The following is an 18,523-nucleotide window of genomic DNA, read 5'->3' on the forward strand; positions in this document are numbered from 1 at the left end:
ACGCCCAACCGGGTCGCAGCATCACCCATTTCCGGCCTGGCGGCCAGGGCGCAAGCGCCCTGCCGCCCCGACCTCCCCCATCGCCTCCGACCACCAGCCGCCCCAAGGCCAGAAATTTAAGATGTCCGCAATCGATCCGGTCACCGCGACGGCTTTGGCTTCAGCAGCCGGCGACGCCAACGAGCCGTCAAATCTACTCGATCATTACCTGCCGTTGCCAAGCAGCTTCGACGAGATGCGCGCGGGCGATGGTCGCCTGCGACCGCACTGGCAGTATCTGCTCGAGTCCCTGCGCACCCTGGGACCCAACAGTATCGCCGCGCGCTCGCGCGAGGCCCGCCGGCTGGTGCGGGATAATGGCGTCACTTACAACGTCTACGGCGATCCGCGCGGGATGTCGCGCCCCTGGGAGCTGGACCCCATCCCGCTGTTGGTGCGCGGCGACGAATGGGCCGATCTTGAGCGCGGACTCAACCAACGTGCCGAGCTGCTCAACCAAATCCTGGTCGATCTCCACGGACCGCGCCAACTGGTGCGCAAAGGACTGATTCCGCCCGAGCTGATCGACGGCTACCCCGGCTATCTGCTGCCCTGTGTCGGCGCAGAGGTTGCCGACAACCAGCCGCTGGTGCTCTATGGCGCCGATCTGACCCGCGACGGCCAGGGGCGCTGGTATGTGCTCGATGATCGCGCCCAGAGCCCATCCGGCGCCGGCTATGCGTTGGAAAATCGCGTGGTGCTCTCGCGCGTGCTACCGAGCCTGTTCCGCGACTCCCATGTGCATCGGCTGGCCGGCTTTTTCCGCGCCGTGCGCCGCGCACTCGGCCGGCTGGCACCGGGGGAGCCGGACGAGGCGCGCATTGCGCTCATGACCCCCGGGCCGAGCAACGAGGCCTACTTCGAGCACGCCTATCTGGCGAACTATCTCGGCTACGGCCTGGTGCAGGGCAGCGATCTGTCGGTGCGTGACGGCGCGCTCTGGCTGCGCACCCTGGGTCGCTTGGAACGCATCGATGCCCTGATCCGGCGAGTTGATGATCTCTGGTGCGATCCGCTCGAGCTGCGCGAGGATTCTCTGCTCGGCGTGCCCGGTGTTCTTGCAGCCGTGCGCGCCGGCAATTTAACCGTCGCCAACGCACTTGGCAGCGGTGTGCTGGAGCATCCCGGCCTGTTCTCCCTGCTGCCACGGCTATGCCAGCATCTGCTCGGCGAGGAGCTACAGCTGCCGCAGCGGGGCACCTGGTGGTGCGGCGATCCCGAGGCGCAAAAGCAGGTGATTGACAACCTCAGCCAGCTTGCCATCCGCCAGACCGGCGGTCTAGGCAGCCCGCGCAGCTGGCTGGGCAAAGATCTTTCTGGCCCTGAGCGCGCTGCGCTGATCACCACCATTCGCGCCGAGCCCGCGTTTTTCGTTGGCCAGGAGGTCACCAAACCCTCCACCACGCCGGCCTATATTGAGGGGCGTCTGCAACCGCGCCCCTTTGTCCTGCGCAGTTTCCTGGTGGCCGATCAGGACGGCTATGTAGTGATGCCCGGCGGCCTGAGCCGGGTCGCGCTGAACCAGAGCACGCCCATTGTCTCCAACCAGCTCGGTGGGCTCGGCAAGGACACCTGGGTACTGGCCACCGAGCCCGAGCGCCAGGAAAGCCTGGTGGTGCCGGGCGAGCGCGGCGCGCCGGCCATTGTGCAGGAAAGCGAGGTCTCGAGCCGGGTGGCGGACAATCTGTTCTGGATTGGCCGCTACACCGAGCGCGCCGAGGGGCTGGTTCGGCTGCTGCGGGTCACATTGATTAAGCTCGGGGACAGATTCAATTTCGAGCCCGAGGTCAACAACTCCTGCTGCCTGAACCTGCTGCTACAGGCACTCACCTACCAAAGCCAGACCTATCCAGGATTTGTCGGCGACGGCGCCGAACAGCGTCTGGCCCAACCCACTGAGGAAATGCTCTCCCTCATCACCAATGCCGAGCGCGCCGGCGCACTGCCGCAAACCCTGCAAGCGCTGGGACAGGCTGCCTGGTCGGTGCGTGATCGGCTGTCGAACGACACTTGGCGGGTGGTCAACGCCATTGAAAAAAGCCTGCACGCACTCACTGAACATCAACCCCAGGCCCTGAATGGCGTGCTGGATGTGCTCGACCCACTGGTCACCTTCCTGGTCGCCTTTGCCGCGTTGACCAACGAGAACATGACCCACAACGAAGGCTGGCACTTTCTGGAGGCCGGTCGTCGGCTCGAACGTGGCCGCGACATCGCCGCTCTGCTGCGCGCCACCCTGGTGCCCGTGAGTGGCGAACCGGACGAAACCCTGGCCATTGAGGCCGTGCTGGGCGTGACCGACAGCCTGATCACCTACCGCCGCCGCTACCGCGCTGGCACCCGGGTTGGAGCACTGCTTGACCTGGTGTGTCAGGACGAGACCAATCCGCGCTCCCTGGCCTTTCAGCTGGTGCAACTACAAAAGCTTGTCGATGACATGCCGCGCACCCAGAACCAGCCCGAGCGCAGTCAGGCGCAGAAAATCATGCTGCGCCTGGTCACCGACCTGCGCCTGGCCGAACTCGACCAACTCAGCCAGGCCGCGCCAGCGGCAGATAACGTCCAGCCCCAGCGCGATGCGCTCTATCGCTTGCTGACTGGCATCGAAAACGGCCTGGCGGGACTCTCCAACGCGCTCACGGCGCAATACTTCCGCCACGAAGAGCAGCCGCATTATTTGATCGACCCGCGCGGCAATTACGAACCACCCACAGACGGGAGCCGCACATGAAATACCGCGTCAGTCATGTCACCCGCTATGCCTATGCGGCGCCTGTCTCCCTGTGCCACAGTATCGCTCATCTCAAACCCAGGTCCATGGACCATCAGCGCGTGATCAATACCAGCCTGCGCGTCACGCCCTGGCCCACGGTCACACGCGAACATCAAGACTTTTTTGGCAACAGAGTCAGCTACTTCTCACTACAGCAGTCCCACTCGATGCTCGAGATCAGCGCCGCGAGCGAAGTGGAGATCGCCATCCCGCCAGTGCCCGCCGCGAACGCCGACCCGCCGTGGGACAGCGTGCCCGAGCGACTGCGAGAAAACTCGGACGCCGAGCATCTGGCGGCGCGAGCCTTCACCCTGCCCTCGCCCGCCGTTCCACAGCAGCCGGATGCGGTCGCCTTTGCGCAGGCGAGCTTTCCGCCCGGTCGCCCGCTGTTCGAGGCCACGCGCGAGTTGGTGAATCGCATCTTTAGCGACTTCGAGTATGATCCGAGCTTCACCACCATCGCCACGCCCATCAGCGAGGTACTCACCCACCGCCGCGGGGTCTGTCAGGACTTTGCCCATCTGGGCATAGCCGCGCTTCGGGGTCTGGGTCTGCCCGCGCGTTATGTCAGCGGCTATCTCGAAACCCTGCCACCACCCGGACAGCCCAAACTGCGCGGTGCTGACGCCTCCCACGCCTGGTTCTCGCTCTTCGTGCCCGGTCATGGCTGGGTGGATTTCGACCCCACCAACGACAGCCTGATCGGCGAGCAACACATCACCACCGCCATCGGGCGCGACTACCAGGACGTCACCCCGGTGCGCGGCGTCTTCTACGGGGGTGGCGAGCATGAACTCACAGTTGCGGTCGATGTTGATCGCATCGAGCCGACGGATGCCGCCTGCTAATGCCAGTCTCCACCCAAGTCCAGCCTGACAGCTCAGTGGGTTGCGAGCCGTTTGAATACCAGTTTCGCGTCGCATTGCACGACACGGACGCTGCACGCCGGCTATTTTTCGGCCATCTGTTTCGACACCTGCACGATGCCTACGAACTTTGGATGGAAGCACTCGGCTTCCCGGTTGATATGCTCATCCGCGAGGGCGAGATCCTGCTACCACTGATCCATGCCGAGGCCGACTACCGCGCCCCGATGCACCATGGCGAGCGCATCCGCGTTCAGCTCGCTCTGAGCCAGCGCGAAGCGACCCGTTTCACCCTCGCCTACCGCTGTCTGAATGACAGCAACAAGCTTGCCGCGACCGGCTTGACCCGGCATTGTTGCATCGACCCCAAGCGACAAAAACCCATCTCTTTACCCAAGACCCTTGCACAGGCTTTGGAGTGCCGAGCTGTTCATCGCACCACCACGGGAGACCCCTTCGATGAGCGATAACATCGAGAAGACTGACGACCAATGGCGGGAGGAACTGACGCCAGAGCAGTTCCGGGTATGCCGGAAGCAGGGTACGGAACCTGCATTTACGGGCGCCTACTGGGACAAAAAGGATGCCGGTCGCTACGCCTGTGTCGCCTGTGGCGAACCGCTGTTTGATTCAACACAAAAGTTTGACTCCGGCACCGGCTGGCCGAGCTTTTTTGACGCCATCGATCCAAACGCCGTGGCTGCGCGCGAGGATCGCAGCCACGGGATGCTTCGCACCGAGGTCCATTGCCAGCGCTGCGGCTCCCATCTCGGACATCTGTTCCCGGATGGCCCGGCACCGACAGGACAGCGCTATTGCATTAATTCAGTTTCGCTGCACTTCATGCCCGCAGTGACGGACCCCGACTAAGCGAGACTCTGCTCACCCCTCAATCGCCGGCGATGGTCATGCGCTCAACGAGCCAGGAGCCGGTGCGAGTGCTGCCGGGGTAGTCGCAGTCGTTGCCGACCGCAACCAGGTTCTCGAACATGGTTTTGAGGTTGCCGGCGATGGTCACTTCTTCGACCGGGTGCTGGATCTCGCCGTTCTCAACCCAAAAGCCAGAGGCACCACGCGAATAGTCTCCGGTAACCATGTTGACCCCCTGCCCCATCAGCTCGGTGACGAACAAGCCGGTCCCGAGTTCGCGCAGCATGGCCTTGCGGTCAAGTTCGCCCATGGTGATGGCGAGATTGCGCGGTCCACCCGCATTGGCGGTGCTGGTCAGACCCAGACGGCAGGCGGAGTAGTGGTCGAGCACATAGCTTTTGAGTTCACCACCGCTGACAAAGTGCTTCGCCTGGGTGGCCAGTCCGTCGCCATCGAAGGGCGCACTGGCAAGGCCGCGGGGCAGATGCGGCTGTTCAAAAATTTCCACCCAGGGTGGGAAAATCCGCTTGCCGAGCTGGTCGAGCAGGAAGCTCGATTTACGATAGAGATTTCCGCCGTTAATGGCCCCGGCCAGAGCACGCAGCAGGCTGGAAGCCAGGTCGGCGCGAAAAAGCACCGGCGCCTTGCGCGTGCCGAGCCGTCGCCCCCCAAGACGCGCGACCGTGCGCCGTGCCGCCTCACGGCCCACCTCGGTGGCGGCTTGTAACTCGTTGGCTGCGCGCGCGCTGGTCCACCAGTAATCGCGCTGCATGCTGTCGTCCTGACTGGCAACCACGGCGCAACTCATGCCATGGCGAGTGCTCGGATAGCCGCCGATGAAGCCATGGCTGTTGCCGTAAATCTTCAGGCCAGAATGGGTCGAGAGGCTGGCTCCCTCAGAATTGACGATGCGCGGGTCGGTAGCACGGGCAGCATCCTCGCAGGCGATGGCCAGGGCGGTGGCGTCATCGACCGATAGCGCCCAGGGGTGGTTCAAGTCGAGATCCAGCACCTGACTGGCCATGAGCGCGGCATCGGCCAGGCCGGCGCAGGGGTCTTCTTGTGTGTGACGGGCGAGATTGCAAGCCCGCTGCACCGCATCGCGCACCGCCTCGGGGCTGAAGTCGGAGGTGCTGGCAGAACCGGTGCGATGGCCAAAGTAGACGGTGATGCCAAGGCCGCGATCACGCGTATGCTCGACTGTCTCGACCTCGCCCAAGCGCACTGATATCTCAAGGCCGTTGCTGTTGGTCACTGCGGCCTCGGCCGCGCTGGCCCCGCAGCGCTTGGCCTCGGCGAGCAAATCCTCGAGTGTTTGGCGCAAGCCGGCGAGCTGCTCGCTGTTTTGGTCGATAGTGCGGGGAGTGGCCGGGGCTTGGCCCCGGGATTGGATGGGGGATTGGGTCATGGAATGGCTCACCTTATGCCTCGGTTCCGCCAACAGTCAGGCTGTCGATCTTGAGTGTGGGTTGACCAACGCCGACAGGTAAGCTCTGCCCGTCCTTGCCGCAGGTGCCAATGCCGGGGTCCAGCTCCAGGTCATGACCCACCATGCTGACGCGGGTCAGGACATCGGGACCATTGCCAATGAGGGTGGCACCTTTGACCGGACGGCCGATTTTGCCGTTTTCAATCAGATAAGCCTCGCTGGCTGAGAACACGAACTTGCCCGAGGTGATATCCACCTGCCCACCGCCAAAGTTGACCGCGTAAAGCCCGCGTTCGACCGAAGCGATGATTTCCTCGGGGTCATGCTGACCGGGGCGCATGTAGGTGTTGGTCATGCGCGGCATCGGCAGATGGGCGTAGGACTCGCGCCGGCCGTTGCCGGTGGGATTCACTTTCATCAGGCGGGCGTTGAGTCGGTCTTGCATGTAGCCGACCAAAATGCCGTCTTCGATCAGCGTGGTGCATTGGGTCGGCTCGCCTTCGTCGTCGATATTGAGCGAACCACGTCGCCCATCCAGGGTGCCGTCATCCACTACGGTCACGCCTTTGGCAGCCACCTGCTCGCCCAGGCGACCGGAGAAGGCCGAGGTGCCCTTGCGATTGAAGTCCCCTTCCAGCCCATGGCCGACGGCCTCGTGCAGCAGCACGCCCGGCCAGCCGTTGCCAAGCACCACCGGCATACTGCCAGCCGGTGCCTCAACCGCATCGAGCTTGAGCAATGCCTGGCGAACGGCCTCGTGCGCGAAGCTCAGCGCGCGGTCCTCTTCGAGCAGATAGCCGAGGTCGCGCCGCGCACCACCGCCCATGGAGCCCTGTTCGCGCCGCCCTGCTTGCTCGACGATGACGTTGACGTTCAACCGCATCAGCGGGCGCACATCAGCGCTCATCAGGCCATCGTCGCGCACCACTAAAATGGTGTCCTGCACCGCAACCAGGCTGACGATCACCTCCTTGACGCGCGGATCGCAGCGACGCGCCTCGGCATCCACACGCTTGAGGAGGTCGACCTTGTCGCCATCGGGCAGACTGTCGATGGGGTCGATAGGTTGGTAGCGTCGCGCCACGGCGGCACCGGGTGAGATGCTGACCTGCCCTTCGGCATTCGCACGCGCGATGGCACGGGCGGCATCCGCTGCCTGGGCCAGGGCGGGAAATTCGAGCTCATCGGAGTAGGCAAAGCCGGTTTTCTCGCCGCTGATGGCACGCAGGCCGGCGCCGCGTTCGATATTGAAATGGCCATCTTTGATGATGCCATCCTCCAGCGTCCAGGACTGAAGGCGGCTGCTTTGAAAGTAGATATCGGCGGCATCCACCCGCGGGCTGCGCAGGGCGCCGATCAGTCGGTCAAGGTCGCCATCAGCCAGGCCAACCGGGGCCAGAATGCGATCACGGGCGAGAGTCAAAGTGTCATTCATTCGTACAATGAGAGCCTACAAACTGTGCTAAAAAAGGGCGCAAACAGAAGCGCGAAAACGCACATTCTACGCTAACACCTTGGGTGATTTGCGCGAAATCCCATGCCAAGGCGTCAATCCCGCCTCGGCAAATCCATGCGCCGCTACCAGCGACCGCCGAGATATACCAATCGCAAACTGGTTGTCGGTTTTGGGCCGGGTGACGGCCACGGGGGTCTCGGCGGCAGGACGCCGCCGGGAAGCCTACAGGGAGGTATTCACGGCATCCCCCGTGGCTGTCACCCGGACCAAAATCGTTCTAATTGACCGTCAGAAAGCCTAGGTGTCGACGCTGAGCGAACATTTCAAACGCCGATGATCCAGCACGGGGAAACTGCGCCGGACTGACTGCTGAAAACCGGCATCGAGCGGACAGCAGATGGCGCCGGCACCACGCGGCACTTGGGCCAGAATCGCGCCCCAGGGATCGACGATCATGCTGTGTCCGTGGGTCTCGCGACCGTTTAAGTGGTAGCCACCCTGAGCTGCGGCAATCACATAGGCGAGATTCTCAATCGCGCGGGCGCGCACCAGCACCTCCCAGTGCGCCTTGCCGGTCAGCGCCGTAAAGGAGGACGGAATGGCCAGAAGCTGGACGCCATGATCCTGCATCTGCCGAAACAGCTCAGGAAAGCGCAGATCGTAGCAGACGGCCACACCCATGCGCCCAAGCGGCGTCTCCACCACCGCTAGAGCATCGCCCGGCTCCAGAGTGGCCGACTCGTGATAACGTTCCTCCGAGCCCGGCAGGCTGACATCGAACAAATGCATTTTGTCATAACGCGCCACCTGCTGGCCCGAGGCATCGAACACTAGCGAAGCCGATCGCACCCGATCAGGCACGGATGCCTGCAGCGGGATAGTGCCGCCGACCAGCCAGATGCCCAGGCGATCCGCCGTGGACGACAAAAACGTCTGCAAGCGGCCATTGCCAGGCGACTCCGCGATGCTGAGCTGATCCTGATCCTTCTTCCCCATAAAGGCAAAGTTCTCGGGCAGCACCACCAGGTTGGCGCCCATCTCGGCCGCCTCCTTGATCAGGCGCTCGACTTCAATCAGGTTGGAATCCACACTCGGACCCGCAGCCATCTGGATGGCCGCAGCACGCATTGGTTTGCTCATAGCCTTGGGCTCGCTATCGGGAAGTTTTGTCGAAATGGCCGCATGCGCCAAGCTTCGTCGATTAGTGCGCCAAGCGAAGCTTGGCGCTTCTTGCCGGGTGAAAGTCCCGGTCGGGTAAGGGCTAGCCACCCACCCGTATCGCGTGTTGCGCCTCTGGCGGATAGCGACGCACTGGTCAGGAGACTGGTGCTATCGTGAACAAAAGAGGTGAAGCGTACATAGAGAAACTTGTAGGCCAGAGGGGTGTACGCACCACCCTGAAGCGATTTCAGCCTCGTTAAAAGCATTAAAGCAGACGGCGACAGGGTTAACGACCTGGAAGCCAACACAGAGGACTCAATAGAACGACGATGGGCAAGATATTGTGGCACTGCCGGGAAACCAGGCAGCAAACAGAGAAAACAAACGTTGCCCTAAGGTCGTTCACGGCGAGAGTCCCGAGGGTCTGTCGGGGTCCGAGCGCCTGGCATGCAAGCACAGAAGCGTCGAGAACTTGGGAGACCCCATCAGCTCCCGGCGGGAGAGGTAAGGCATGCGGTTATTGAGACACACAGGGGGAAACCCCGAAACGGAATTAGACCGAAGCCTAGAGCCGACCGACCGGGGAAGCGCAACTGACCGAGAAGGAAGGTTCGCCGGAAGCGGATGGGGAGTCAGACCGACTCATAGTACTCCGAGCGCGGGAGAGCCGCGTACATGGGAAAGGGGTCGGCGAAGTGATGCAGCCAACAAAGGACACTTCACCCAGACACGACGGGCTGGACCATGAAGCAAACCTCCCTGTTGGGAATAGCGAAAAAGGCGGCATCGGACAAGGCCCATCGATTCCGCAACCTCTTTGGCCTGCTCAACGTCAGCTATCTTCTGGCCTGTTGGCGGCTGATTAACAAAGGTGCGGCCAGCGGTGTCGACCGACTGGATGCCCGCGCCTATGAAGCCAACCTTCAGGACAATGTAGAAGCACTGGCGGCGGCGGTCAAAGGGGGATGGTATCGGGCCAAGCTGGTACTGAGAAGATACATCCCCAAGCTCAACGGAAAGTTGAGGCCATTGGGGATTCCGGCCATCGCGGACAAAGTGCTCCAGATGGGGGTTACCAAGATACTGGAAGAGATTTATGAGCAGGACTTTCTGGACTGTAGCTATGGTTACCGACCTCGGGTTGGTGCCCTGGATGCAGTGCGAGACCTGAGCGCCGAGCTGCGAAGCGGGCGTTATCACTTCCTGGTCGAGGCGGATATTCGCGCATTCTTTGATCGAATCGATCACGATACACTGATCGAACTGTTGCAGCGACGGATAGACGATGAACCCTTTTTGCGGCTGATTCGCAAGTGGTTAAAGGCCGGCGTTTTGGAGCCAGATGGCGCGGTTCAGCATCCCAAGACAGGCTCGCCCCAGGGCGGGATCATCTCCCCGATGCTTGCGAATATCTATCTCCACTACGCGCTAGATGAGTGGTTTGAGAACACGGTCAAGACACATTGCAAAGGGAAAGCGTACCTCTGTCGGTATGCCGACGATTTTGTGTGCGCGTTTGAATGTGAGTTCGACGCCCAGCGCTTTTATCGGGTGCTTGGGTTGCGGATGGAGCGGTTCGGGCTGGAAGTCGCGCAAGAGAAAACGCAGTTGCTGCGGTTCTCGCGTCAGGACTGGACGCGTAACGGCACCTTTGAGTTTCTCGGATTCGAGTTTCGCTGGGGACGAGGGCGTTGGGGAAAACCCGCGCTCAAACGGCGCACGGCACGGAAGAAATACCGCGCCTCCCTGGCCAGTTTTCGAGACTGGTGTCGGGCACACTGCCGGATGCACAAGGACAAGTTCTTCGCGGCTCTCAATGCGAAGCTGCGCGGGTACTACAATTACTACGGTATCCGAGGCAACTCCGACAGCCTGGGTGACTTTTTCTACCATGTCACACGCATGCTCTACCGGGAGCTGAATCGCCGCAGTCAGCGGCGCAGTTACAACTGGAAGGGCTTTGCCGAACTGATCAAGGTGTTCAAGCTTGAGCGACCACGAATCTGCCACAGCTTCTGAGTATTCTGCAATGTTGCCGCGTGCGAAGCGAATCATTTCGAGGAGCCCGGTGCGGTAGTTCCGCACGCCGGGATCTGTACGGGGGCGGCCGGGTAACTGGCCGTCCTACCGTGATGTCTTGGAATGGTCAAGCCATTGTCACACTGATTGCACCCCGCAAGAAGATGGCCAGCAGCGCGCGACCAACAGAGCGCAGTCAGAAATTCTCAAGAAACAGGTTCTCCGGCTGGCGACGGGCTGGTTGCTCCGATCTGCTTGATCGCGGAGTGGGCGACGTGCCAGTTGGTGCATCTCTAGTTGGGACATCTCTAGTTGGGACATCTCTAGTTGGGACATCTCTGGTTGGGACATCTCTGGTTAGGGCATCTCTGCTTGCCGCATTTCCGGTTCGCGCATTTCCGGGTGGCACATCTCCAGTTGGCGCAGACCTGACCCCCGTCGCAGAACTGGTGGCCGAACCTGCCTGCTCGATTCTGTCATTGACCGTCAACCCAAGCTTTTCGACCTTTGGCTCGCGCCAGGGGCCGGTGATTCGGTACTGGTACTGCGTCAACCGATTGACCGCCCCGCCCGTGACCTTATCGGCCAGCAGCACGGCAGCACCCACCAGCGGCCCGCCAGCAAGGGCGCTGGCCAGGGCCAGGCCCGAGCCGATCTTGGGCGTGACCGTAACGGTTTGCTCAAGCGTCTCCTTGACCAGATTGGTGGTGCCGGAAATTCCGATATCCGCAGTCGACGACAGCAGTGTAAAACGCTCAATGCGTGCCAGGCCATCAGCCACCACAAAGCGCCCCTTGGCCTGGTCAAAACTGAAGCCTTCATCCACCACATCACGAAAATCCAGACTCAGACGCCGTTGAATCGCGGCGACGTTTAGAAAGCCGAGCATGCGCCCCACGCCTGGCTCCACTTCCAGCAGACGACCAGCTTTGAAATCGACCTCCACCGCACCGCGTGCGCGCGCCAGCCCGAAGGCCGCCGGGTCACCGGGCCACTCGAGATCGGCGCTGATCTGCGCTTTGCTGCCATCAAGCCCCTGATACAACCCGAGCCTGCGCAGTAATTCCCCGGCATTGGGGCTGTTCATTTGCACACTGGCCGCAGTGCGAAACCCACCGGCCAGATCGCTCTGCCAGCTTCCTTGCCCCTGGGCATTGATCAAGGCACCGGTCAGTTGCAGCTCCTGAAAGTCCACTCCCGCACCATTGGGCCGCAGGCGAACCCGAAACCGGCCGAGTGGAGTTTGATTCCACGCGAGCCGCTCCACGCGGATGTCAATCGGCCCGAGCCGACGCGGATCGATACCCGCACCTGCCGGTCTGGCTTGTGCGACAGGTGCATCGGCCAGCCCCACAGAATCCGGACTCTCAAGCCGCCAGTGCTCCAGTTCGACCCGCAGCGGCGCAGCGGAGCCAACCGGCGGCAGACCAATGACACCGGTGTTGTCGCGTGCGTTGAAGCGCACCTCAGTGCCGCCGTCGGCGCGCGGCGCGAGTTTGGCGGTCAGATCGCGAAACTCAAGCACGCCCAGATTCAAGCGTCCAATCTCGATGCCGCTGGAGCGCACTGGCAGCGCCTCTCGGCCCTGCCCGAATTGGGTGCGATGCGCTTTCCACCAGTCGATCCAGGGCCCTAATTTCAACGAAGCCAAACGCCCGCTAAGGCTGATCTCGCGCGACTGCGGTGGCGCCGGTGGCTCGGCATTCAAGGCGACGGCCACCGCGCGCAACCGTGGCGGCTGCCCCTGCGCCTGGCGAAGTGCCAGCCGCGCCTTGAGCGGCCCCAGTTGCAGTGCGGGGCGCTGCAAGCCTTGTCCGACGAGTTGGGCGCTCAGACGCAATGGCATCTCTGCCTGGGCGCCCTTGCCAAGGGGGGCTGGCAGTTTCAGACTCACACCCTTGAGGTTGGAGCTGAGTTGCAGATTAATCGGCGCACTGGTGCTGGAAAAATCCTGATTCGACAGACTGACCGCGAGCTGCCAGTCTGGATCGCCCGCCACCAGATCCCAGATCGGGCTGGGGAAGCTCTCCACCAGGCTTTGCAAGGGTGCCTGCCCGCGCGCCTCAACCCGAGTGAGCGCCGCCCCCTGCCCAGCATCGGGCTGCTGCGTTTTTACATCCACCGAGATGGTCTGTTCGCCCAGCCGTGCCTGTATGTTTTGCGCTTCGACACCGCGATTGGAAAAGCCAAGCTGCCCCTGGATGTCGCGCAAGGCAATCGGCTCGCGCCCCTCGCCTAAGTCGAGGCGCGCGCTGGCCTCTGATCGCCACTCGAGCTCGCCCTGGTAGTCAACCTCGGCGCCGCGCCGAAAAGGCACCCCGAGTTCGAGCGCGATGCCGAGCTTGCCGTCCACCTCGAAGGCGCGCGCCAGACGCCCGAGCTGAGCCTCAAGTGGGGTCTCAAGCAGCACCCGACGACCATCGGCGAAGGGCCCCTGCCCGCGCGCTTTGATGAAAATTCGCTCCGGTTTCCAGAGGTTGGGAATATTGGCTGAGCCGCCAAGCAAGGCGCTGTCGAGGAAACGACCGCCATCGACGCTGATGTCCAGGCGCCGGTTGACAATGCGCACCTCGGCATTCAGACCCTCCAGCGCCGGCCAGCGCGGGCGTGGCTTGACACCCGGGCGCGGCGCGGAATAATCCAGAGTGCCGTCGCTGATCTGCAAGTCCATCACAAAGCGTCCCTGATGCTCGTCGAAGGGAAAATCCGCCAGTCGCCCGCGCAGCAGAAAATCGCCCTCGGTCACACGCCCACCGCGCACGGCGCGATTGAGCCAGGCCACCAGCGGCGGGTCCAGCACCCGCACTGGCAGATAACGGCCGACAGCGCTGGCATCCGCATCGCGCAACTGTAGATGCAGATCGACATCGGGACTCGCCGAGCTGTGCAGGCGCACCTCGGCGGCAAGCTCGGCACCCAGGTCTGACGTGCGCAAGCGCGCATCCGGCACCCGCAGGCGCAGCTCACCGGATGGCTCAATGCGCCAGCCAAGCTGTGCGTCCAGGCGATCAACCGCGAGAGGTTCCGCCAGTCGCGGACGCAGGTCTAAAGTCCCCTCACGCATGCCGATGCGGGCGAAACCACGCTCAGGCTCGGCATCAACTTCAAGCTGCAGGCCGCGCCCTCCGGGCCAGCCCTGGACTTGTTCCACCCCAAGTCCATCGAGTTCGGCTTTAATGCGCCAATCGGTCGGGGTGAATTCCTCCGCAGGCAGATCCAGCGCGAAGACTAGGCGCTCAAGGCGCCCGGCGAGCGGCTGTTGCACCAGATTGGGCGGGAGTTTGGCCATCAGCTCAGGCATCGTCAGGCGCGCGAGCTGTTGCAGAACGGAGAGCTCAGCTTCACCAAGCCCACCCGACAACCGCCTGGAGCCTCGCGCGCCGCTGGCTTGTTCATCCGCTGCGGGCACTTTCCCTGCACTGGTGGCTTGCGTGGTATCGGTGGCAGGCACCGATGTCGCCGCAACGGGCGACAACGACAGACCGATGGAAAGCGGATGCGTTCCCAGCCCATGCGCGCGCAGATCAGCCACTCGCAGATGGGTTGTCGCCCCCTCGCGCGACCACTGGACCAGAGCGCTCAGCCCGTCCAGCGTCAAGGCCGGAGCCGGTGCCGCTGCCGGTGCCGGCGTGGCGCGAGATGCCTGATCAGCAGTCGCCACCCGGTTGGCACTCAGGGCATCCGCACGCAATTTTGCCAGCACGGCCACTAGGCGCCCGGCATCGATCCGCGACCAGATTTCCAGCCGCAGACCTGACAGACTGAGCGCGACACCACCCGAGAGTTGCTGTTGCAGTTGCGACAACAGATCCTGCTGGCTGTCGAGCCGGGTGTAGAGCTCACCGGCCCAGCCGCTGAGGTCCTGGGCCGCGCCGCGCAGATGTCCGCGCGCACTGAGACGGGTACGGGGATCGGCGGCCAGCCAGGCATCGAGCCGCAACAGGTGCTGCTCATCGCGATTGACTACCAAGAACTTGGCGATATCAACGGCGATGGTCGGCGATCCAGAAAAGGTGTCCGTCCAGTACAGCCGGCTATCGGTCAGGGCGAAATGCCCTTCGCGCAGGAAAAACGTCAGCCCCCCCGGATCATCGCCGCCCCCAAGCGCTTGCAGGCCGCTGATTGAAAAGCCACCTTCGATGTCGCGGCGCAACTCGAGTTCAGCGCCAACCAGCGTCAGCCCCTCGATACGCAATTTTCGCGCACCCCAGGTCGCGAACAGATTCAGATCGAGCACCAGTTCGCGCGCGCTGAATTCGGCCTGGTCGCTCAGGCGGCCTCGCAGCGTCACATCGGTGAGCGTCAGATGCGGCGACCAGCCCTCAAAGCGCACTGTGAGCGCTCCAACCTCGACCCGCATGCCCAGCAGCTCGTCCAGATGGGTGGCCAGCTCACCACGCAGACCCTCGGCGAAAGGCACCAGGGCACGGGCGAGAAGCAGCACCACGGCGAGCCCGAGCACGGCCAGGATGACGAGCCGCCGCGTATGCCAGAAAGCCGCGAGTGCTACGCGCTTCATTGATCGGGCTCAGACCTCCGGCAGCGAGATAAAAAACCGACGAACAGGCCTAACCCAGCGCGGCTAGACCAGCACAACGTCATACTGTTCTTGAGTATAGAGCGCCTCGGCCTGGAGACGGATCGGGCGACCGATGAATTCCTCCAGCTCGGCAAGGTGGGCGGACTCTTCATCCAGCAGGCGGTCGATCACATCCTGCGAGGCCAGCACCATCAGGGTTTCGACCTCGAACTGGCGCGACTCGCGCATGATCTCGCGGAAAATTTCGTAGCACGTGCTTTCGGCGGTTTTCACCGAGCCACGCCCGCCGCAGCAAGGGCAGGGCTCGCACAGCACATGTTCGAGGGATTCGCGCGTGCGCTTGCGCGTCATTTCCACCAGCCCCAGGGATGAGACCTCGGTGATGTGCGTCTTGGCATGGTCCTTGGCCAGGCATTTCTCAAGCGCACGCAACACCTGGCGCTTGTGCTCTTCATCGGTCATGTCGATGAAGTCGATGATAATGATGCCGCCGAGATTGCGCAGTCGCAGCTGCCGGCAAATAGCCTGCGCGGCCTCGAGGTTGGTCTTGAAAATGGTCTCCTCGAGATTGCGATGGCCAACAAAGGCGCCGGTGTTCACATCAATGGTGGTCATGGCTTCGGTCTGGTCGATGACCAGATGACCGCCGGATTTGAGCTGCACCTTGCGATGCAGGGATTTCTGGATCTCGTCCTCGACGCCATAAAGATCGAACAGCGGGCGCTCGCCGTCGTAATACTCCATGCGCTCGACGACTTCCGGAATGTATTTGACGCCAAAAGCGCGCGCCCGCTCCAGGGTCGAACGCGAGTCGATGCGCACCCGCTCGACCTCGGGTGTGACCAGATCGCGCAGCGCGCGCAGCGGCAGCGGCAGATCGTCATGCACCGGCCCCACCTCAACATCGGCCTCGCAGCGCTCCTTGATGTTACCCCACAGCTTGATCAGGAAGGTCATATCCCGACACAGGGCCGCATCGCTGACGGTCTCGGCTGCGGTGCGCGCGATGAAGCCACCGCTGACGGCGTTGTCATCGACATAGTGCTGAATAACCTCGCGCAAGCGTTTGCGTTCTTCTTCCCCTTCGATTTTCTGCGACACACCGGTGTTGGTCAGACTGGGCATAAACACCAGGTAACGCGACGCGATGGAGATACTCGTGGTCAGGCGTGCGCCCTTGGTGCCCAGCGGGTCCTTGACGACCTGAACCACGATCATCCCACCTTCGTGGACAAGCTCATTGATGTTTTCGCTGCGCGGCTCACCCTCTGCGGTGATGATGTCCGAGGCATGCAAAAAAGCGGCGCGCTCCAGGCCGATGTCGACAAAGGCCGCCTGCATGCCGGGCAATACCCGACACACCCGCCCACGATAGACACTGCCAACCAAACCGCAGCGGTTGGAGCGTTCGATCATAATCTCCTGCACCACGCCGTTTTCCACCACGGCCACCCGGGTCTCGGGCGGCGTGACATTGATCAGGATTTCCTCGCTCATGGGGATGCCTCTTGCAAACGCGGGCCCCAGGGCGTCAGCCCCTCTGCGGCCAGCAAACTCCCGGTCTCGAACAATGGCAGACCCACCACGTTGGAATAGCTTCCATCGATGCGCTCGACAAAGAGGGCTCCGCGTCCCTGAATGCCGTAGCCACCCGCTTTGTCACTTGGCTCACCGCTAGCCCAGTAGGCGGCAGCCTCCCAGGGTTCGATGGTGCGAAACAGCACTCGGGTCATCACAGTGACGCTCTGGCGTTGGCAGCCCAAGAGGGCGACCCCGGTGATGACCTCATGCCAGCGCCCGGATAGGCGTTGGATCATGCGCGCCGCGTCAGCTGCGTCCACTGGCTTGCCGAGGATGTCGTCATCGATCATCACCAGGGTATCCGCAGCCAGAATTAACCGCGATTGTTTCTGATTCGAGGGGGCATCAGCCTGCTCAAGCCGCTCAGCGACGGCCTGCGCCTTCGCCATCGCCAAGCGCAAGACATGGCGGTTGGGCGACTCGCCAGTCGCGGGCGTTTCGTCCACATCCGCACTCAGGCAATGAGAATTCAATCCCAACTGCGCGATCAGCTCCCGCCGCCGTGGCGACGCGGATGCCAGAACCAGCATTGGTTGCATGGTGATGGCTCCTCTCAGCCTCGGTGGTAAGGATGGCCCTGGAGCAGCGTCCAGGCACGGTAGACTTGTTCGGCTAGGATCACCCGCACCAGCGGATGGGGAAAGGTGAGCGGCGACAGGGACCAGCGTGCATCTGCGCGCGCCAGGCACTTAGAAGACAAACCGTCGGCTCCCCCGACCAGCAATGCCACATCCTGGCCCGATGCCAGCCAGCGTTTGAGTTCCGCAGCCAAGGCCTCGGTTGACCAGCTTTGGCCGCCAACATCCAGGGCGATGACCCGGGCCCCCTTGGGCAGGGCTTGCAGCAGTCGCTCACCTTCCAGGGAGATTGCGCGGACGCGATCTCCACTCTTGGTGCGCGGCACCGGATCGATCTCGACCAAGCGCAGGTCGCACTCTTTTGGCAAACGTTTGGCGTATTCGCCAAAGCCTTGTTCAACCCAAGCCGGCATGCGGCGCCCGACACTCAGCAGATGAATACGCACAGGTCGAGGGTCACCAGCCGCCTTAGCGACCGAGTTCGACCAGGTGATTGATGATGGCGTCTGCCGTGGCCGCGTCCGGGGCGCCGCAGTCTGCGCTATGCGCATGCTTGCGCTCGCCGGTGGCGAAATCCCGGATCTGCTTGGCCAGATAGGCCGGATACTGCGCAACCAGCGGCGGCGCATCCCCGCTATCCGCCCCCTGCCCTTGCGCGCCATGGCAGCTGGCACATTGGTCCTTGTATGCCTGCTTCCCAGCAGCCGCATAGCCTTCGCGCGAATCGAACGCCGCCAGGGCGTCGGGATCGGGCTCATAGGGCCAGAGCCCCAGATTCGGCACCGACATGGAGGCGATGTATGCCGAGACCAGGTCGATGACCTCCTCGTTGAAATTGACGTGCTTAAAGATGGGAATCATGGGCTTGTTGTCGCGATCCTGTGCCTTAAAGGCATGAATCTGCGCATCAATGTACGGCTGGGGTAGCCCGGCAATACGCGGGTAACGTCCACCCTCGCCACCAACACCATATTTTCCATGACAGCCAACGCAATAGGAATACACCCCATCAGCTGTCGCTTCAGCAGCCATCACGCCGCGTGCCGTGACACCCATTACCAAAGCCAGAATGGTGACCACCCCCATAAGCAACGGCCTTGAGTCAAGAACCGAGAATCGCAGCAGACGCCGACTAGACTGGTAGGTCATCGAAACTCCTTAACAGTAAACAGCAGTATTTTTCTTCTGGGATGGTCGCGACCATGCGCGTC

General features: G+C 62.6%; 13 protein-coding genes. 5 read left to right on the top strand and 8 right to left on the bottom strand.

Annotated features, from left to right (window positions below; all coding sequences use genetic code 11):
• Positions 1-121 precede the first annotated feature (121 nt).
• From Thiofri_RS13025 to msrB, 4 genes are read left to right on the top strand one after another with little or no spacing between them, the layout of a single operon-like run.
• Complete coding sequence (locus tag Thiofri_RS13025) at positions 122-2,770, top strand: circularly permuted type 2 ATP-grasp protein (protein ID WP_009149755.1); 2,649 nt, start codon at positions 122-124, stop codon at positions 2,768-2,770.
• On the top strand, positions 2,767-3,660 hold the full coding sequence (locus Thiofri_RS13030) for a transglutaminase family protein (RefSeq protein ID WP_009149756.1): 894 nt from the start codon (positions 2,767-2,769) through the stop codon (positions 3,658-3,660). Before Thiofri_RS13025 ends, Thiofri_RS13030 begins: the two co-directional genes overlap by 4 nt.
• Positions 3,660-4,148, top strand: coding sequence for an acyl-CoA thioesterase (locus tag Thiofri_RS13035; RefSeq protein WP_009149757.1), 489 nt, complete (start codon positions 3,660-3,662; stop codon positions 4,146-4,148). The genes Thiofri_RS13030 and Thiofri_RS13035 overlap by 1 nt, the downstream gene beginning before the upstream one ends.
• Positions 4,138-4,548, top strand: a complete 411-nt coding sequence (gene msrB / locus Thiofri_RS13040; protein WP_009149758.1) for a peptide-methionine (R)-S-oxide reductase MsrB — start codon at positions 4,138-4,140, stop codon at positions 4,546-4,548. The genes Thiofri_RS13035 and msrB overlap by 11 nt, the downstream gene beginning before the upstream one ends.
• Positions 4,549-4,567: 19 nt before the next feature.
• On the opposite strand, the gene pmbA is transcribed toward msrB, so the two are convergent.
• From pmbA to Thiofri_RS13055, 3 genes are all read right to left on the bottom strand, one after another.
• Entirely contained in the window at positions 4,568-5,956 is a 1,389-nt protein-coding gene (pmbA, locus tag Thiofri_RS13045; RefSeq protein ID WP_009149759.1) for a metalloprotease PmbA, read from the bottom strand.
• Between the two features lie 13 nt (positions 5,957-5,969).
• On the bottom strand, positions 5,970-7,412 hold the full coding sequence (gene tldD, locus Thiofri_RS13050) for a metalloprotease TldD (RefSeq protein WP_009149760.1): 1,443 nt from the start codon (positions 7,410-7,412) through the stop codon (positions 5,970-5,972).
• A gap of 318 nt (positions 7,413-7,730) precedes the next feature.
• Positions 7,731-8,573: a carbon-nitrogen hydrolase family protein gene (locus Thiofri_RS13055; RefSeq protein WP_040856048.1), complete on the bottom strand. Its 843-nt coding sequence runs from the start codon at positions 8,571-8,573 to the stop codon at positions 7,731-7,733.
• A gap of 765 nt (positions 8,574-9,338) precedes the next feature.
• On the opposite strand from Thiofri_RS13055, the gene ltrA reads away from it, so the two are divergent.
• Entirely contained in the window at positions 9,339-10,613 is a 1,275-nt protein-coding gene (gene ltrA / locus Thiofri_RS13060) for a group II intron reverse transcriptase/maturase (protein ID WP_009147486.1), read from the top strand.
• A gap of 196 nt (positions 10,614-10,809) precedes the next feature.
• On the opposite strand, the gene Thiofri_RS13065 is transcribed toward ltrA, so the two are convergent.
• From Thiofri_RS13065 to Thiofri_RS13085, 5 genes are all read right to left on the bottom strand, one after another.
• Complete coding sequence (locus tag Thiofri_RS13065; protein ID WP_009149762.1) at positions 10,810-15,132, bottom strand: YhdP family protein; 4,323 nt, start codon at positions 15,130-15,132, stop codon at positions 10,810-10,812.
• Between the two features lie 63 nt (positions 15,133-15,195).
• Positions 15,196-16,650: a ribonuclease G gene (rng, locus tag Thiofri_RS13070; protein ID WP_009149763.1), complete on the bottom strand. Its 1,455-nt coding sequence runs from the start codon at positions 16,648-16,650 to the stop codon at positions 15,196-15,198.
• A complete protein-coding gene (locus Thiofri_RS13075; protein ID WP_009149764.1) occupies positions 16,647-17,273 on the bottom strand; it encodes a Maf family protein in 627 nt (208 codons plus the stop codon). Before Thiofri_RS13075 ends, rng begins: the two co-directional genes overlap by 4 nt.
• 14 nt (positions 17,274-17,287) lie before the next feature.
• A complete protein-coding gene (rlmH, locus tag Thiofri_RS13080) occupies positions 17,288-17,758 on the bottom strand; it encodes a 23S rRNA (pseudouridine(1915)-N(3))-methyltransferase RlmH (protein ID WP_009149765.1) in 471 nt (156 codons plus the stop codon).
• A 22-nt stretch (positions 17,759-17,780) separates the two neighbouring features.
• Positions 17,781-18,461, bottom strand: coding sequence for a c-type cytochrome (locus Thiofri_RS13085; RefSeq protein WP_009149766.1), 681 nt, complete (start codon positions 18,459-18,461; stop codon positions 17,781-17,783).
• Positions 18,462-18,523: the final 62 nt, after the last annotated feature.

Origin of the sequence: Thiorhodovibrio frisius, assembly GCF_033954835.1 — a bacterium.
Taxonomy (GTDB): Bacteria; Pseudomonadota; Gammaproteobacteria; order Chromatiales; family Chromatiaceae; genus Thiorhodovibrio; species Thiorhodovibrio frisius.

What these genes read in the sequence shown, in the direction of transcription:
- Thiofri_RS13025 (WP_009149755.1), top strand. Translation starts at nt 122, where the DNA reads ATGTCCGCAATCGATCCGGTCACCGCGACGGCTTTGGCTTCAGCAGCC.
- Thiofri_RS13030 (WP_009149756.1), top strand. Translation starts at nt 2,767, where the DNA reads ATGAAATACCGCGTCAGTCATGTCACCCGCTATGCCTATGCGGCGCCT.
- Thiofri_RS13035 (WP_009149757.1), top strand. Translation starts at nt 3,660, where the DNA reads ATGCCAGTCTCCACCCAAGTCCAGCCTGACAGCTCAGTGGGTTGCGAG.
- msrB (WP_009149758.1), top strand. Translation starts at nt 4,138, where the DNA reads ATGAGCGATAACATCGAGAAGACTGACGACCAATGGCGGGAGGAACTG.
- pmbA (WP_009149759.1), bottom strand. Translation starts at nt 5,956, where the DNA reads ATGACCCAATCCCCCATCCAATCCCGGGGCCAAGCCCCGGCCACTCCC.
- tldD (WP_009149760.1), bottom strand. Translation starts at nt 7,412, where the DNA reads ATGAATGACACTTTGACTCTCGCCCGTGATCGCATTCTGGCCCCGGTT.
- Thiofri_RS13055 (WP_040856048.1), bottom strand. Translation starts at nt 8,573, where the DNA reads ATGAGCAAACCAATGCGTGCTGCGGCCATCCAGATGGCTGCGGGTCCG.
- ltrA (WP_009147486.1), top strand. Translation starts at nt 9,339, where the DNA reads ATGAAGCAAACCTCCCTGTTGGGAATAGCGAAAAAGGCGGCATCGGAC.
- Thiofri_RS13065 (WP_009149762.1), bottom strand. Translation starts at nt 15,132, where the DNA reads ATGAAGCGCGTAGCACTCGCGGCTTTCTGGCATACGCGGCGGCTCGTC.
- rng (WP_009149763.1), bottom strand. Translation starts at nt 16,650, where the DNA reads ATGAGCGAGGAAATCCTGATCAATGTCACGCCGCCCGAGACCCGGGTG.
- Thiofri_RS13075 (WP_009149764.1), bottom strand. Translation starts at nt 17,273, where the DNA reads ATGCAACCAATGCTGGTTCTGGCATCCGCGTCGCCACGGCGGCGGGAG.
- Thiofri_RS13085 (WP_009149766.1), bottom strand. Translation starts at nt 18,461, where the DNA reads ATGACCTACCAGTCTAGTCGGCGTCTGCTGCGATTCTCGGTTCTTGAC.